Genomic DNA, 16,324 nt, shown 5'->3' on the forward strand with positions numbered 1-16,324 from the left:
TCGGCACTTTCCGACCGTCAGGGTTTGCGGCGCCGATTCCCGTGGCGAACCAGCGGATGAGGAGCGACGCGAGGTGCGTTGCGCCTTGGGCGTCCGAAATCAGGCGCCACGTATGACAAGCCTTCGACCTTCAACGCCGCGACAGCGGTCCGCCACAAAGTCCGATCGAGGAAATCGAAATCCCGCGAGAGAATACGCAGCAGATGCCGGGTTGCGCAGCGGGAGAGGCCGACTTCGCCCGCTACCGCAACACCCCGCGAACGGCATCACCAGGTGATTCCGCATCGGTGTGGGCCGGCCGCTCGCCCGGTTCCCCGCCGAGGTCGCGATCAGGCCGACGGCGGGGAAACCATCCGGGGGCGGTAGAAAAAGGGTGTTCACCCAGGCGGGGAGTTGCGGCCGTCGGTGGTTGTCATCCGCCCGGACTCCCGGATCGAAGACACTCTCGCCCGACACCCGGGCACCGCGCCGATATGTCCTCAGCCGTCGAAGGATGGCGCGTCGTCTGCGTCGAGGCCGTTGCGTAGCCACCCCCACACGCGTTCGGCCCCGTTGTGGTCGTTTGTCTCCTCCCGGTATTGGGCGAGAGTCGTCAGTGCGTGGGTGTCTCCGGTGTCGGCGACTTCTCGGGCGAGGCGTTCGCCACCGTCGCGGTCACCCATTCTTTCCCTGGCCTGGACCAGGGACAACAGCCCGCGTGCACCGCCATAGCCGAGGCTTGGGTGGTATGTACGGCTGAGGAGTAGCGGATCGCCTGCTCTCCAATTGGACGACCTGCGGATCCTTTCAAGTTGGGTGTTGACGACTTGGTGGTACAGGCGTTCGGCTTCGTCGAGGTCGCCCGCCGCCTCCCGGATCCGACCCAAGGTGCTCAGTGCGTTGGTGCTCCCGGCGTCGGCGGCTTCGCGGTACCAACGTTCGGCGCCTTCCTGATCCCCAGCCTCATCCCGCAGCTCGGCGAGGCTCATCAGTGCGCGTGGATCGCGGGCAGCCGCCACCTTGTCATAGAGGCGTTGGGCGTGGCGCAGACGCAATCGAGCGCGCGCGGCGTCAGCGAGGTTGAGCAGGTCCTCGGTGGTATGCGCGTGCTCGTGAGTGGCGTCCCAAAAAGAGGTGCGCGGACAAAAGCGCCTCCGGGTGTGGTGCGCGTGTTGTTCGAGGTAGTCGGCGAGACGATAGGTCGGTTGATGGCCGTTGTTTCGGGTGGTGTCGCGGGCGCGCCGCCGGGGCCGGATGCGGGTCAGGGGTGCGACGGTGCCGTGGACATGGGTGCTGGCGTAGACGAGGGCTTGTTCGAACCAGTCGTTGTGGAGGGTGTCGGATTCGTGGTCGGTGAGGTAGGCGTCGGCGGCTTCCTCGAGAAACGCTTGGCGCAGGACGGGTCCGTGGCCGAGGCGGCGTGCATCCATGGCAGCCTCGATCACCGCCCGCGCGCCGACCGGGGCGAGGTCGTAGCGCTTGAGCAACGCGAGCGCTCCTGCCACGAAGTGGGTTACACGCCCGTCGTCCCCACTCGCGAGGGCGTTCGCCAGTCGCGGGTCCTCTCCGGCGCGGGCACGCACCTCGTCCAGATCGGTGCCCATGAACGCGTCGGGCACACGCAGGTCGGTTCGGGTGAGCAGGGCCCGCGCCTGCGCGTGTGGGTCCGGGGAACCGGCGGAGGGTGAAGCGGTCAGGGCGTCCCAGTACGGGTCCGGCCACAACGTCGCCTGCACAAGTACCGGTGCGCGGGCGGGGTCGCGTAGAAGTTCGCGCACCTCCGCCGCGACGCGCTCGCCCGCCCCGGAAGGGCAAGGTAGAACTGAGCGTCGTTGAGCCGGAGCACGGTTCGCGGTCCCACGGCGGACAGCTCGGCCAGGGCGGCCTCGGGCCGTCCCGGCGCGATCGGATGCCACAACCGCCACTCATCGGGCACGCCCCGCAGCGCTTCCCAGCAGGCGCGGGTCTTCCCGGTGGAGGACCCGGCCACCAGTGTGACCATCATGCTCTCCCCGCCCGCTGCGCGTTCCACGGCCGCCCGCAGGACCCGATCGTGGGCACGCGGTACGTACACCGGCAGCACCGGCAGTGCCTCCCTGGTGTGTTCGGGTGCGTCGATGGCCTGGTGCACCTCGAGCGCAAACGGGTCCGTGAACTCGCGCACAGGCCGGCCTGCGGCTTCGAGCGCGCCGTTCAGGCGGTGGCAAGGATCGGTGAGGGTGCCGTGACGGGAGTCGATGTGCTCGCCCCGGTAGGCGACCGTGACTGGCCAGCCGGCTGCGCGCGCACCGGGCCCGTCGTCGATGGCTGCCGGCACGTGGTCGGTCCTGTCGGGTTCGGTGTCCCCGGGAGGAGATCGTCGAGATGTACGGCGTTCCTTTTCGGCCCGTGCGCGCACACCTCGCGCCATTGCGCGAGTGGAGTGGATCGCCGATTGGGGTCGAGTCGGTTGGCAGTGCTTTCCAAATACCCAAGAAGAAAAGCGAATTGGGTGGAGCGTGCGGTGGGGGTGGAGCGGCCGCTGAACCAGTTGCTGAGCGAGGCTGCCTTGAGGCGGACGGGTGGTTTGTGGGCCAGGCCCCGCCGGATCAGTTCGGCATGCGAGGGGCTCATGGCCAACTGGCGGAGTTCGCGCAGACGCCGCGCGAAACATTCCGCGGCTGACTCACCCGCGCGGCCCTGATCGCGGCTGTCGTCGCCCGAGTTTCGCTCGTCCGTCCCCACCCACGCCCCCAGGCCCTCGTCTTCGGTCCGAACACGGACCGAACCCCTTCTCGGGAACTCGTGGATTCCCGGGTGACCAGCGTAGGGATCCTCCGGACCGGTCGCCGCCCGAAAACCGAACACACCGCTGCCTGGGCCTCATCGGTCCTGACACCGGGCGGCCCGAATACCGAGGGCGCCCGACCGGACTCGGGAGACGGTACATGACCGACACCACCCCCACCCCTGCGGCTCGCGGAAGTGTCCACGCCTGGATCGTCCGTGCCGCCCGCACGACGGCCTCCCACGCGGTCCGCGGGATCGCCACGGGTGCGGGAAGCACCGCCGGAGGATGGCTCATGTGGTGGATCCTTCACCACTGAGCCCCGGCCGCCCGCACTCGCGGGACGGCTCCGGCCGCGTGCCGCCGTCCCTCGACACGGTCGTCTGGCGATGACGGGTCCGGCCGCCTGCATGAGCGCCGGCACGGACGATCCCGGCCGGGCCGGACTACGGCCCGTTCCCGATCGGCCGCCGGCGCGGCGGCGGCCCGGTCGGTGGTGTCACAGTTGGGCGACGGTGTGCAGGCAGATGCGTTCGTCGTCGTGGAGCGGGCCGTGCGCCAGGAGGGTGTCGTCGTCGAGGAGCCGGCGTACCCACGATTGGTGGGTGACGAACGCGGCCCGACACAGGCCGCGTTCGGGGTGGTCCTCCTCGGGGCCGCCGATCGCCATGTCCACCGGGTTGTCGGGGTCGGTGGCCTCGGACAGCGCTGCGGCCAGCACCAGGGTGAACAACTCGTCCCGGCGGGGAACCTCGGGATCGGCCGCCAGGCGCAACAGGAACGGCAGCACCGCCGACATCGCCGGGCCGATGCTCAGCACACCCGACATCACCACCCAACCCAGCGCCCGCGTGGCCTCCTCGGCCGCTCCGGCATCCAGGAGACCGCGCAGCACGACCGGGATCTCCGCCGGGCAGCCCGGGGATCGCCGACCACGCCACCTCCTCACACCCCGCCAACGCCGAGTGCGCACACGGCCCCTGCGCCAGATGCGGGTATGCCGCCACCAGCTTGGCGATCGCGGCGACCGCCGTTGCCTCGTGATCCACATGGCACATCGCGAACCCCCCTTGTGTCGCTTGCGCTCCCGGCGGGCGGGATCCGCCGTCCGGGACCGAGGCGTCGACGATTGCCGCGTGGGCCCGACGCGGAGCCCGAGCGGTTTTCGGGGCAACGCTACAGAACCGGGGTCGTGCCATACGCTCCACGGCCTTTGCGGTGGAGTGCCGGACGTGGGGTGTGTGGGGCGGGCAGACTGGGAGGACCGACGACTCGGGAGGCGTGATGGCGGAGGACGGTAGGCCGGCGACGATCGCGGAGATTCGTGAGCGGCTGGGTCCGGAGGAGCGTGTGGAGTTCGAGGAGCAGCTCGCTAACACTCCGTTCGATCAGCTCTACGCCAAGATCGTGTTGGAATGGGCGTTGACGCCGGAGGAGCGGGCCGAGGATCGTGCCGTTCTGGATCGGGTGCGCGCGGGTGACTTCTCCGGGCTGCGCAACCTCGACGGCACCCCCTTCACGCCGTGAGTTACGCGGTGGCGTACGCGCCGGCTGCGGAGGTCGAGCTCAGGCGGTTGGGGCCCGATCGGCTGCGTGCGTTCGAGCGTGGCATGAGCGTGCTCGCGCGTGATCCGTACGGGCACGGATCCGCTCCCGCCCGTGCGGGCTACGAGGACTGTCGCGATGCCACCGTCGCCGACGTGGTCATCCGTTACGAGGTCTCCAAGTCCGTTCTGCGTGTCACCGTCGTTCGGGCCACGCCCAGCCCCTTCTGACGAACCGCCTCCGCGATCGGAATCGATGGAGGGCCGGTCGTTCGGGTGAGGCCTGGAGTGCCCGGTCGGCAGGTCGTGGTGCAGTGATGTCTCGAACCGGTTGCTCCGTCCCGGGTGTTTTGAAAGTTCTTGTCGGTTGATCATGTGTTGACCAGTGCGTTTGCAGGGTCTGGGATTTTGGATCTTGGGTGCGTGGCCTGGGTTTTGCGTCTTGCTCGGCTTTGGTCTGGCTTGTGGCCTGTGGTTTGCAGGATTTGGGACGGATGGTCGGTTCGGTTGGGAAAACCTGTGGACGGGGGCGGGCTGTTTGGTGGGTGAGGCCTGGGGCGTCCGGTCGGCGGGTCCTGGCCACGGTTGAGGTGAACCGGTGTCGCTGGTGTGGCGGTTCCTATGGGGCGTCTTTCGGGTTCCTGTCTGGTTTTCCTGTCTGGTTTTCCTTACGACTTCGGATGGGGTTGTCGATCCGACGCCTGAGCATGTCGATGGCGCTGTGTGGCGTTGTGTCGGCCGGGTAGTCGAGATCCTCCGCTTCGGCGGCGTCCGCATGGCCGATCAGACCCTGCCCTTGCCGAATATCTCGTCCATGCAGGTGGGAGTGGGTTTCGGTGTCAGCACTGGTTGCCCGAGTCGGCGCTCTCGCGCGATTGGCGGTGGGCGCGGCATGATGATCGGCCGTGCTGATGAGACTGGTGTACCTGGGCGTGACGAACGCGTTCGCGATGCTGCGGGCTGCTGCCGATGAGCGATCGCGACAAGGATGTGGAAATCCTGGCTCTGCGCCATCAGATCGCGGTATTGGAGCGGCAGCTACTACTGGTGCGGCCGGACACGGTGCTGCGATGGCACCGTAACATCATCGCCCGCCAGCACGGTGTCCGGTCCCGACCGAAGCGCGGAGGCCGGCCCCGCACCGTGCACTCGATCCGAGCGCTGGTACTGCGCCTGGCCCGGGAAAATCCGAGTTGGGGCTATCGGCGGCTGCATGGTGAGCTGCTCGTGCTCGGGGTGAAGGTGGCGGCGTCCACAGTCTGGGAGATCTTGAAGGAGGCCGGGATCGACCCAGCACGCGAGCGGGACTCGAGTACCTGGGCGGACTTCCTGCGTTTCCAGGCCGGCGCACTGCCGGCCTGCGACTTCTTCGAGGCGGTCACCCTGTCCGGGGCTCGCTTGTACGTGTTCGCCGCGATCGAGCACGCGAACCGCCGGATTCGGATCCTCGGCGCGACCGCGCATCCGACTGCGTCCTGGGTGGCCCAGGCCGCTAAGAACCTTGTCATGGACCTTGAGGATGCCGACTGCCGGGCACGGTTCCTGATCAGAGACCGGGACGGGAAGTTCCCGCGAATGTTCGACGAGATACTCAAGGATGCGGGTATCGAGGTTGTACTCAGCGGCGTCCGGATGCCCCGAATGAACTCGATCATGGAGCGGTGGGTGCAGACCTGCCGGCGAGAACTGCTGGACCGCACGCTGATCTGGGACCAGCGCCATCTCCTACACGCCCTGCGTGAGTTCGAGACGTTCTACAACGAGCACAGACCGCACCAGGGCATCGCCAATGCCCGTCCCCTCTACCCGCTGCCCGCCCCGATCGAGGATCCGGACCGGATCGCTCATCTGGACATACGACGACGAGCGCGACTCGGTGGCACCCTCCACGAGTACCAACATGCTGCCTGAGCTGCGCGGATGAGGTTCTCGGCAAGGGCAGGGTCCCCAGGTCGAAGCGGCCCTTTCCGTTCTGGTGCATGCCGGGGCAGTATTCATGTTCGCTGCCGCCGGGGGTCCGCCACGCCACAACGGGTGAGTATAACTTCTCTCCACTGTCACTGGAGCTTTGGCTGTGACGAATAACCTCTCCGTTCGCCTTTTCTCCGGTTCGCCGCAGCTTTCTGGTCTTGTCAATGTTCCGCGCTCCGATGATCAGAAAAGCGGAACCGGCGATCAGTAGGATGATGAAGGCGAAACGCGGCGCCATGCCCGGAAGCGTTTTCTATGGCAAGAGGTATACGCGTTGTTCCCGTGCCGTGGTGCCGACAAGCTTGCCGAGCGCACGATTCGGCCACCTGCTGCCCGTTGCCGGGACCGGCCGTCGGAGACTGAAGGTGCTTCAGGCCGCTTTCCGGTTCCCGTTGGTGTGCTGGTGGCGCCGGCCTGTCCGACGGTGCAAGCTTTCGCGCGAGCGCGTCCCGGCCGTCCCGGAAATTGGCCCGAACGTGATCCGGTGGTGGCCGGGCCCGTTGGTGAGTCGGTGTGCGGAGTCCAGGCGATCCGGCCGTGGCGGGTGACCGGCCCTCGTGCACGCCATCCGATGGAACCTCCTCGAGCCGACCCACGCAACGCACTACGAAACCGCGATCAGCATGAACATCGTCACCACCGTGCCCGCCCGAACGGACTGCTCCTACCGTCGTCGACGAGCACAAAGCCCATCCACCTCTTCGACCCGTGCAAGAACGGCCAACGGCCGAGCGCGTACCGCTGTCCAGGCGCCCAGAGTCGCGTCTACGGCACTTCCGAGAGCGTGTTCTCGTGAGGGAGGAGGTCCGGGGCGACCACGATGACGACATCCGTCTCGACGTGTACGACGACCACGCGAACGCGCCCACCCCGGGCGAGCGGTCGAAGGGCGCAGGGATGGCGCACGAACTCCTTTCGAGACACACGCACTTGGTCGAGTCCGTCGGAAGTAGGCCGGCGTCGCGGGTGCCCGGCGCTCACCCGTGACCGCCGCGTCTTGAGTTGTCAGGGCCCCGGTGCGACATCGCCAGGCCGGGTCGAACCGGGCCTGTTCTTGCCGGCCGTCGATCGTGCCCCGTGCCCGAGGCACTGCCGACTCGGCCGAAGTGGTTGTGCCCGAGGACACGGTGGCGGTGGCCGACTACGCCGATGAGCGGCGCGGGTCTCGTTCGCGCCGCTCGGGCGAGTGGGCGCGCTCAGGAGAGCTGGATGACGATCGAGACGCCTCCGGGGCAGTCGGCGGCGATCGAGTAGTAGCGCTCCCCGGCGTAGTCGGAGTACCACGCGCGCAAGCGGCATCCCTCGCCGGGTCCGGCCGAGCCGCCGTAGGCGATCGTCTCGCCGTCCGGGTAGTGCACCGTGCCGCCGTGTGCGCTTCCGCCCCCGGGGGTGGAGGATTTGGGCCTGCCGGGGATGTCCGAGGACACCGGCGGGGGGCCGTCGGGGTTGACGGTGCTGCACACGTACCCCAGTTTCATCAACCGCGACGCCTCGATTGCCCTGGCTCCGACCTGCTTGGCCCATACGGATTTGCGCATCTCCGCCGCAGCTGCGTCGTAGTCCCCGTTCGCCAGGGCGGTCAACATCCCGGTGAACCTGCCCACGCCCGTTTTGCCCATATTGAATACCATGTCCACCAGGACCGCCTGGCGGGTCGTGGGCAACGCGGCGTACCCGGGGACCAGTTCCTCCGCCGCCCACGCCGCCTGGTCGTAGGTGGCTTCGAACAGCAGGGCGATCTGCCGCCCGGTGAGGTCGGCCCGCCCTTCGCGGACCGCGTCGTAGTCCGCGCCGACCGCGGTGAGCATGGCGCGGGAATCGCCCCGGTCGAGTCGAAAGCCGACCCCGATCGTGGGATGGCCCGTCGAGTCCGTGTACACGTGCTTGTCGCCCGCCAGGCCGTTCGCGCTCTCGTGGCCCGCGACGAACTCCCGCATCTGCTGCGGACTCATGAGCGCCGGATAGGTGCCGTCCGGACACGGCACGACCTGCACCGGATCCGCCGACACCGGTGCCGCGCCGGCCCCCAACACCCCCACCACCGCCAACCCGGCGGCCAGTGCACGCAACCAGGGTGCCCGCGCGCCGCGTTCGGATGCCGTGAACATGGTTCAACCCCTTCTCGGTGGACGCCGGCTCCGGGCCGAGCGTCACGAACACACCACGGCGACGTGAAGCCCGCGTCATCCGACCCGCGCTGCCGCGAGGCGCACCCATCGGCCGACCCATGTGCACGACGAGCGGTTCGGATCGTCGTGCGCCCCGACCGGCCTTTGCCGCCGCCTTACGGACGGGCCCACGTCGTCCGCGGGAACCGCGGGCGTCACCATCCTGGAGGGCGTGGTGCCTTCCTCGACAGCCGCGAAAGTCGCGGAGGTTCGCAACTTCCGGCGATGGTGGGCGAGTTCCGGGTCTGCTAGGCGCCTGGATGTCGGTGGTTCGAGTCCGTGGCCGACGGCGGTGAAGGCGTCGGCCATCGTGTGCAACGGCCTGTGTCGGAAGTTCTTCGGCACGGTCCGTCCATCGAACGTCGTCTCGCGGGTGTGTGCATGGGATCGCGTAAGTCCACGAGGGGCGTTGCACCGACGCGATCGGTGGGCCCCGGACCGTGATCACGTGCCGGATCCCGGCGGGGAGCGACATCGGTCCGGCGAGTGTGCGGCACCGGCGATGCGACCGTGTCGTCGACGATGGGGTGCGGTTCCCCCGGGTCGGGGGCCGGGTCAGTGGGTGTGCCAGTGGATGGTGGGGGAGCCGGCGAGGTTGCTTGCGCGTCGTGTGAGGTCGGTTCCGTACAGGTCCAGGGCGTCGGTGAAGTCGTGTTCGAGGTGTTCGATGACGCGGACGAGGTCGTGGCGTCCCGCGGCGCGGGCGGCCCGGCGTGCTTCGGGGGTGCGTGGTGGTGCGTGCGTCGGGTCGGTGGGCGGGGGGGAACAGCCGGTCCATGCATGCGCGCCATGCGGGGTTGCTCGTCGGGTGGACGGCCTCGGCCCGTTCGGCGTGGTGCTGGGCGTCGAGGGCGGCTTCGCGGCGCAGTCGTGCGGTGATGAAGGCTGCCGGGTTTCGGGGGCGCCAGTCGTCGAGGTGCCATGCGGTGAGTTCGCCGGCGATGCGTGGGGCGTCGAGTTCGCGGTCGATCAGGGGTCGCAGGGCCCAGGCCAGGCGGCGTAGGGATTCGTGGGCGGTCCAGGTCACCCGGGCGCGGACGGTGGCGGCGACGCGAATGTCGCGGGCGACCCGCAGGGGCGAACGGACGCCCCTACCCGGGTGATTGATCGTGGTCGCGGTCGCCACCGTGTTCGGGGGCGTGCGTGTGTTCTTGAACCCGTTGATCGACCGAGACCCGAACGGGGGAGTGGGTGTGTTCAGGGAAGGGGGCGCATGGCGGGGCCTGTGACTCCCCGCTGCGGTGGGGGAGCGGCTTCGCCTCGCGAACGTGTGGCCGCAGCCGCGGCTGCGGCCATGCGGGCCCGGGCGGTGGAGGTGAGGCCGATCAGGCGGGCGGTGTAGCCGGTGCCGCTGATGCGGTGGCCGTGGGCGTGGTCGTAGGCGGGCGGGACGACGGCGGCGTAGACGGTGCCGGTGGCGGTGTAGGGCCGGCCGGGCCTGCGCAGATTGCGCCGGGATCCGTGGATGTGCCAGGCCAGGGCGCCGAGTTCGCGCAGGATCGCGACGTGTCGTTTGACGGTGGCGCGGGACAGCCGTAGGCGCTCGGCGGTGGCGTCGAGGCCGTAGATCACGGTTCCCTCGTGATGGTCCATGCGAGCGGCCAGGTCACGCGCGACGCGGGCGGTGGTCGCTCCGGCCCTGGGGTGCGAGCGCGTGGTGATCAGCCAGTCCACGGCGCGCAGCCATGCCCGCGGTCGGACGCGACGCGAGGCGGTGGATCCCACTTCCTGTGCGTGGGTTGAGCGGACGAGCGGGACGGTGACGGTCGGCGACGAGCGGGGCGGGCGTGGGTGGCGGGGCGCGGAGGCAGGCTGGTGATCCGCGGGGGCCGGTGCGGTGTTCGCTCCCGTGGTGATCGGGGCGCGACGGCGGTCCGCGAGGGCTGCCGGGCTGCGAGGACGGTACCTGCCGCCGTCGTGCGTGCCAGGGCGCCGCGCATGGTCGAATCCGCCTTGTCGTCGTCGGACCCGCCCGGGACTACGTGCGGCCGGGGTCGGTGTCCGCGACGGCGGGTGGGGACGGTACCTCCACTCTTCGTTCGCCGTCGCCACGACTGGGGGATCGCCGCAGGGCGGGTCGCCGACGCGTGGTGGGTCGGTTACGACCGAGGAGGGCGTCGGTCGGGTGTGGTTCGTCGTCCTCGACGTGTGCGTTCGGCCCGGGCTGTGAGTGCGCTGTCGTGTCTCGTGCGTTGCCGGCCGGCCGTCATCGGAGTCCGTCGCACCGTGAACGAGCCTCGCGGACGTGAGTGTTCATTGCCGCGTCGGGCCGCGCTTCGCCATCGCCGTCCTCGGCGTGGCGGTCTCTGCCGGGGACGCGGCCGGTTCGGGCGCCTGTGCCGGACTGAGGTTGGCGCCCGTTGCGACCGTGTCGGCGTGGTACGCAATGGAGCCGCATGCGCACGCCATGGGAGGACCGGACTCGGTAGCGTGGGGTGCGCCAATGGATCGGATACAACTCTCGTTGCTCTGAGCGGAGTTGGCGATCCTTCGGCGAGTGTCCGTGATCCCGGCCGAGGCGGTGTCCGCTCCGGACCGACCGAGGTCCCGCTCCGGGTATCGCACTTCGCGGCAAGGGATCGATGCTCGGGGATGGTGCCCGTCGTTGTCGTCGGTCGGTTGGTCCGGAGCGGACGAAGCGGATGGGCCATCTGGTTCCGTGCCGGCAGCCACGGCAGAACATGCGCGTGCGCGATCTCGGGCGTCAAACTCGCTTACCCACGGGCCGACGACTCCGCGTCGCGCCCATGGCCCGTCGTCTCGGTGGTTGGCGCCTGCATGCTGTCGCCAACCACCGACACCGCGGGATGCGCCGGGTGGGACGCTACCGCATTGCACCGAGGATGCTTCCCCATCATCGTGGTCGAGGATGTCGGCGGGGCGTTCGTCGGTGTCCGGGTGGGCTCGGACGCCCGGCCGCGTGTGGTCGAAGACAGGCTTGGCAATCGGGTGGGGCGAAGGGATTGTCTGCCGTGCGATGGTCCGGTCGGCGCCACGACGAGGGTCGGTTACGGAAAGGCGACCCCGGCGGCGGCTCGCGAGGTGTGCTCGAACAGAGCCTGGTCAGCCGGTACATGGTTCGAGGACGGCGTTGCGCAGGGTGGGGGCGAGGGCGGCCACGGGCACGGCGGCGGGGGCGGTGATCCCGGGCCGCACCGGCACGGTTCCCGCGGCGGTGATCGCCAGGTTCGCCGCCGGGATCGTGCCTGTGTACAGCAGGAACGGTGCGAGACCGCCCAACGAGACGGTGAGCCACTCCGACCAGGACCATGACCGAAGGGACGGTGCAACGCCCGCTCATGGCGCAACCAGCGATGTGGTCGAGACTCATTCGGAACCGACAACTACTGGGAGCACGGTGGTCCCCCGGCGCGTCGCTCCCCGGGCCCGAGACGCAAGGACAACTCGCCGGCAAGGCCGGGAAGGAAGTCGCCGAAGCGGACGGGGATCCTGCCTGCCGCTGATGCTGCCCGTCGTGATCGCCGTCGGGCCCATCGCCCTCGGGTGAGCAGTGTCCCGGGCCGACGCCGACCCGGGGCACGCGCCCGGACCTACGGGAGGACGAACACGGTTACCACCGCAAGGATGGCGGCAGCCGGCAGGCCACCTACCGTCTGGACCGCGACGTCGCGGCCGAACCTCAACCACGGCCTACTGGTCCGACGACTTGGGCGGCCGGGATGATCCTGTCGGTGTGGGGTCCGGTACGGGTGTCGGCCGGGTGGTCGGGCACCGGCATTGCGGGCTGGAGGACATCGTGATGTCCGTCCGTTCAGCCGGGGTCGGCGCAGAGCTGGGAGGTCAAGGTGCTGCGGGCCCACTCTTCCCACGTGTCCGGTGACCAGTTGCGGTCGCGGACGAGGATCAGGTAGAGCTGTGGGCTGAGCAGGCCGAACAGCAGATCTGCAGCCATCTCGACGGAGAAGCCGGGACGGATGTCGGGTTTGCGGGCGAGGGCTTCGGCCGCTGCGTACTGCACGGTGTAACGCGGGTCGGGGCCGTCCGGCCACTGCGCGGCGATCTCGGGGTCGGTGGCCGCGGCGGACGCGATCAGCGGCATGATCGGGGCGACGCGGCCGAGGATCGCGCGGGTGCCGCGGACGTGCGCGCGCAGCTGGCCGGCCGCGGTGGGCTCGGCGCACGCGGCGCGAAACCATTCACGATCCATCGTTGCGACCGGTTCGGTGTCCCCGGCGATGGACGCGTCGACGACGTCCTTGAACAGCGTGCGTTTGTTGCGGAAGACGAAGTAGACCGTCTGGACGGCCACGCCCGCCCGGTCCGCGATCTCCTGCAGGCTCGTCGCCCCGTAACCCCGCGCGACGAACAGCTCGCGAGCCGCCTCGACGATCTTCTCGCGCGTGCGTCGTGAGCGCTCGGCGCGCTTGTCCGGCCGCTTGACATTGTCCATGTGGCGAGCATATCTCTAGAGTTCGACACTAGAGATTGACTCTAATTTCTTGGGGGAGACGATGGACCAGTCCAACACCACCCGGAAGCCGGACCCGGCCGCGACACGGCGAAACCCGGAAGAGGAAGCCGTCCACCGCGCACTGGAGGGCTATTACCGCACCGGCAAGGCACCCTGGGACACCGGAGTGACACCGCCCGAGCTGGTCACCCTGACGGAGGGGCATGGCGCACTGCCGCCCGGCCGCGCCCTCGAACTCGGCTGCGGCACCGGAACCAACGCCATCCACCTCGCACGACACGGCTGGAAGGTGACAGCCGTCGACCTGATCGACCGCGCAGTCGACCAGGCCAAGGAGAAGACCGCGCAGGCGGGAGTAACGGTGCGACTGCTGCACGGAGACGCCACCCGCCTCGACGACCTGGACGCGCCCGGCCCCTTCGACCTGTTCTTCGACCTGAGCTGCTACTGCGGCATCCCGCTGCACCGCCGCGACGCCTACGCCGCCGGGCTCACCCAACGCGCCGCTCCCGGAGCACGGTTGCTGATGTTCGGATACGGCCCCGAGCCACACGGCAACTCGACCACCGAGATCACGTCATGGGCGGCAGGCGTCACAGCCGACGAACTCCGCGCCAGATTCCCCGGCTGGGAACTGCTCGACGTCACACCCGGCACCAACTCGGTGCCGACCTTCTGGTTCACACTGCGCCGCGACGCCTAAGATGCCGCAGGGGTTGACGTTGGACCGGAAGCGCGCGAGTCGCCCCCGCTCGCGCCGGCGCCGGTCGGTCCGGCACGACCGCCGCCTCCGCGCACGGAGGGGGTCGGTCGGGTGAACTACCGCCGTGGCGGCGGAGATTCGCCTCGCCGAAGACGACGCATGGATGGCATGATGCAGCCGAGGAAAACGCTGTTACCGACTGGTAGAACCCCGGGTCATCCAGTGTCGGCCCCGCGCAGGCGGGGATGTTCCGTGGTCGGTGCCGCGCCTGCGGGTGGCGTTCCGAGTCGGCCCCGCGCACGCGGGGGATTCGGTTCCTCGACGATTTCGGCGCCCGCGTACGCGACGCGCCGCCGTGCCTGCCGACGTCCGCGTCGACGGCGGAGTCGAGACCGATGGCTGCGATCCTTGGTCGACCCAAGGGTCGACCGCCACCTCGCGTGGACGGGGACCCTGTACGACACCCCGAAGGTGATCATCCCCGGACTCCCGGCTGCGCTGCTCCGGCGCCGCGAGTACCCGGCACGGATGATCTCGAAGGAGGTGAATTCCCCGGCGGCCCCGGCTACGCCCGGCGAGAGCGCACCGGCGACCGGGCTGCGATGACACTTGGTCGACGAACGGCACATGCCCGGGCGCAGCGTCTCCTTCACCGGCCGCCGGCGGCACGGAAGTGCGCTCCCGGCCGGGCCGGCGCGGTGCCCGCAGGACGGGGTGTGGATGCCGGGTAATGAGGTCCCAGGGTTGGCAATTGCCTTGACCAGGGCGGGAGTTCATATCGTGTTTGCTTGCCCGGGTGCCCCGGGTTCGACTTAATGGGTACAGGAGCGGCGCGGAGCAGAACCGGTCCGGTGAGCACGTCCTGCCCTACGCGAGAGAGTCCGCGAGGGTTTACCGGGAACCCCCCTGCTGCCCCGTTCCTCGATCCATCGAACCGCGCGAACGTACCGAACGTATCCATGCGAACGGACAGCGAGGGTATCGAATGAAGATCAAGTCAGCCGCACTGGCCACTGCGGTCGTCGTCGGCCTCGGCTTACCCGTCGGCACCGGCGTCGCCGACGCCGCCCCCACGGCGGCATCCTTACGGACGCAGATGGCCAGGGTGCTCGCCGAGCACCCCGGCGGCGTGCAGACCGGCGCGGACACCGTCTCCTGGCAGAACGGCGCCGTCACCTTGAAGCTGGCAAGCCTGCGCGGCGTGGCCGACTGCGGCTACAACCAGTTCTGTCTGTGGGAGCACAGCGGCTTCGGCGGGCGCATGATCGCCTGGAACGCGATCCCGGCGATCTGCTCGGGTCTGATCATCAACCTGACCGACTACGGCTTCAACGACCAGGCGTCGGCCTGGGCGGACAACTCCCCGTCGAGGTTCGTCGACGTCTGGAACGACTACGGCGCCGGCGGCGGCCGCATCTGGAGGATGCTGCCGGGCGCGAGCTCGCCCAACGTGCAGTCGAACGACGCGGCCTCCAGCCTGGACTGCTACTGACGATCCACCCGTCGGTTGCGATGCGACGGACACCGACGAGTCCGTGAGTGCGTGGGCCCACCCGGCCGCTCCGAACAGCGGACGAACCGGTGGGCCCACCCGGATCAACAGGCGTCGAGCATCGACGCGAGGGCGTTCGGGCCCCGCGAACGAGTCCGTTCGCGTCGTATCGCGACCCTCGGTCGACGCGAAGGTCGACCGCCACCTGTGCTCGATGCGGTGACCCGTCGCGACTCACCGGGTTGCGGCGTCCTCAACCGTCCCGAGAACCGGCCACCACACCGGCACGGCACCGATGAGGGCCACCGGTGAACCACGTTGGGGTCGAAGGAAGTTCACTCACGCAAGTCCACATGGGGCAAGGTGCAACTATACGAAAACGGTGATACCCACTGGTAGAATCCCAGGTCATCCAGTGTCGGCCCCGCGCGAGCGGGGATTGCTCCGAGCTCCGCTTTCGGGTGCTACTCGATCGAGGGTCGGCCCCGCGAACGTGGGGATTCTCCACCGCGTCGTTGTCGACGAAGCAGGGCTCGTATCGCGGTCGACGCGAGCCCTGTCGCCGGCCGACGGGAACGAACTCGACGTGGGGGTGCGGGCACTCGCGCACGCCCCGTACGGCTCCGGCCCGGTGCCCGGCAAGGATCGGCGCGAGGTCGCCGTGGGCCGGTTCTTCGTCGGCTGTCCGGTGTCGCCCGATGTCCCGGTCGTCACGGTTCTCCGGACCGTCGCCCGATGTAGAGCACGATGACAACGCCCGGCGCCGTTGCCGTCGACGACCTCACGAACGCGAGGACGACCCCGGCTGGCTCGGGTTCCGCTTCCCCGGCGCCGGATCCACGCCGCGCGTGGGGTGTTCTGCTCGGCGGATACGGTCGATGCATGGACGATGATCGCCGGCCTGGCCGGGAGGATGTCGAGGCGTGCCTCGTCGCGCTGATCGAGGGTCGGATGAGCCGTGATGCCGCCGACCGATGGGCCGCTCGCTGGGTCGAGAAGGATTCCCACGGCGACGGCAGCACGCTCGAGTGGGACGAGCCGACCTGGTGGGCTCTGGGCCGGTTGCACGGTGTCGACGTGAGACACGGGCCCGGCGAGGACTACCTCCACGACGACGACCAGGTACGGGAGTGGCTGGACGAACTGCGCCGTCGCGCCTGCGGATCGGCCTGACACATGCCTTGCTTGCCCCCGACGCGAGGTCGGTGGGGTCGTCGGGGTCGATGCTTCGGGCGCAGGCGAACCGGACACGTTCGATCCGCGCCCCG

13 protein-coding genes and 2 pseudogenes are annotated in these 16,324 nt (G+C 69.3%); 7 read left to right on the forward strand and 8 right to left on the reverse strand.

Annotated elements, in window-relative coordinates:
* Positions 1–479 precede the first annotated feature (479 nt).
* The 3 genes from ACH4XV_RS39015 to ACH4XV_RS39025 form a co-directional block, all read right to left on the reverse strand.
* Positions 480–1,598: a tetratricopeptide repeat protein gene (locus ACH4XV_RS39015; protein ID WP_395797721.1), complete on the reverse strand. Its 1,119-nt coding sequence runs from the start codon at positions 1,596–1,598 to the stop codon at positions 480–482.
* 74 nt (positions 1,599–1,672) lie between these two features.
* Positions 1,673–2,296: a hypothetical protein gene (locus ACH4XV_RS39020; protein WP_395797723.1), complete on the reverse strand. Its 624-nt coding sequence runs from the start codon at positions 2,294–2,296 to the stop codon at positions 1,673–1,675.
* 949 nt (positions 2,297–3,245) lie between these two features.
* Positions 3,246–3,641: a hypothetical protein gene (locus ACH4XV_RS39025; protein ID WP_395797725.1), complete on the reverse strand. Its 396-nt coding sequence runs from the start codon at positions 3,639–3,641 to the stop codon at positions 3,246–3,248.
* Positions 3,642–4,030: 389 nt separating this feature from the next.
* On the opposite strand from ACH4XV_RS39025, the gene ACH4XV_RS39030 reads away from it, so the two are divergent.
* The 3 genes and pseudogenes from ACH4XV_RS39030 to ACH4XV_RS39040 all read left to right on the forward strand — a co-directional run bounded on the left by ACH4XV_RS39030 (position 4,031) and on the right by ACH4XV_RS39040 (position 6,201).
* Positions 4,031–4,273, forward strand: coding sequence for a hypothetical protein (locus ACH4XV_RS39030; protein WP_395797727.1), 243 nt, complete (start codon positions 4,031–4,033; stop codon positions 4,271–4,273).
* On the forward strand, positions 4,270–4,521 hold the full coding sequence (locus ACH4XV_RS39035; protein ID WP_395797729.1) for a type II toxin-antitoxin system RelE/ParE family toxin: 252 nt from the start codon (positions 4,270–4,272) through the stop codon (positions 4,519–4,521). The genes ACH4XV_RS39030 and ACH4XV_RS39035 overlap by 4 nt, the downstream gene beginning before the upstream one ends.
* Before the next feature lie 674 nt (positions 4,522–5,195).
* Positions 5,196–6,201, forward strand: a pseudogene (locus ACH4XV_RS39040) (integrase core domain-containing protein).
* Between the two features lie 85 nt (positions 6,202–6,286).
* Here the strand turns inward: ACH4XV_RS39040 and ACH4XV_RS39045 are convergent.
* Together ACH4XV_RS39045 and ACH4XV_RS39050 are read right to left on the reverse strand one after the other, a co-directional pair.
* Positions 6,287–6,499: pseudogene (locus ACH4XV_RS39045) on the reverse strand (DUF3592 domain-containing protein); the annotation flags it as partial.
* Positions 6,500–7,457: 958 nt separating this feature from the next.
* Positions 7,458–8,369 carry a glycoside hydrolase family protein gene (locus ACH4XV_RS39050; RefSeq protein WP_395797731.1) on the reverse strand — a complete coding sequence of 304 codons (912 nt, stop codon included), beginning with the start codon at positions 8,367–8,369 and terminating at the stop codon, positions 7,458–7,460.
* Between the two features lie 868 nt (positions 8,370–9,237).
* On the opposite strand from ACH4XV_RS39050, the gene ACH4XV_RS39055 reads away from it, so the two are divergent.
* Complete coding sequence (locus ACH4XV_RS39055) at positions 9,238–9,432, forward strand: hypothetical protein (protein ID WP_395797733.1); 195 nt, start codon at positions 9,238–9,240, stop codon at positions 9,430–9,432.
* Between the two features lie 194 nt (positions 9,433–9,626).
* Here ACH4XV_RS39055 and ACH4XV_RS39060 read toward each other — a convergent pair whose 3' ends face one another.
* From ACH4XV_RS39060 to ACH4XV_RS39070, 3 genes are all read right to left on the reverse strand, one after another.
* Positions 9,627–10,154 carry a hypothetical protein gene (locus tag ACH4XV_RS39060; RefSeq protein WP_395797735.1) on the reverse strand — a complete coding sequence of 176 codons (528 nt, stop codon included), beginning with the start codon at positions 10,152–10,154 and terminating at the stop codon, positions 9,627–9,629.
* Positions 10,155–11,492: 1,338 nt separating this feature from the next.
* A complete protein-coding gene (locus ACH4XV_RS39065) occupies positions 11,493–11,669 on the reverse strand; it encodes a hypothetical protein (RefSeq protein ID WP_395797737.1) in 177 nt (58 codons plus the stop codon).
* A gap of 532 nt (positions 11,670–12,201) precedes the next feature.
* Positions 12,202–12,840 (reverse strand): TetR/AcrR family transcriptional regulator, encoded by a 639-nt coding sequence (locus ACH4XV_RS39070; protein ID WP_395797738.1) that lies wholly within the window; start codon positions 12,838–12,840, stop codon positions 12,202–12,204.
* Positions 12,841–12,901: 61 nt separating this feature from the next.
* Here ACH4XV_RS39070 and ACH4XV_RS39075 point away from each other — a divergent pair, with 61 nt between their 5' ends.
* From ACH4XV_RS39075 to ACH4XV_RS39085, 3 genes are all read left to right on the forward strand, one after another.
* The gene (locus ACH4XV_RS39075) at positions 12,902–13,564 is read left to right on the forward strand and encodes a class I SAM-dependent methyltransferase (protein WP_395797740.1); all 663 of its coding nucleotides are present in this window, start codon (positions 12,902–12,904) and stop codon (positions 13,562–13,564) included.
* 985 nt (positions 13,565–14,549) lie between these two features.
* The gene (locus ACH4XV_RS39080) at positions 14,550–15,056 is read left to right on the forward strand and encodes a peptidase inhibitor family I36 protein (protein ID WP_395797742.1); all 507 of its coding nucleotides are present in this window, start codon (positions 14,550–14,552) and stop codon (positions 15,054–15,056) included.
* An 882-nt stretch (positions 15,057–15,938) separates the two neighbouring features.
* Positions 15,939–16,229 (forward strand): hypothetical protein, encoded by a 291-nt coding sequence (locus tag ACH4XV_RS39085; RefSeq protein ID WP_395797744.1) that lies wholly within the window; start codon positions 15,939–15,941, stop codon positions 16,227–16,229.
* The last annotated feature ends 95 nt before the right edge of the window (positions 16,230–16,324 follow it).

Origin of the sequence: Embleya sp. NPDC020630, assembly GCF_044334985.1 — a bacterium.
In the GTDB taxonomy this organism is placed as follows: Bacteria; Actinomycetota; Actinomycetes; order Streptomycetales; family Streptomycetaceae; genus Embleya.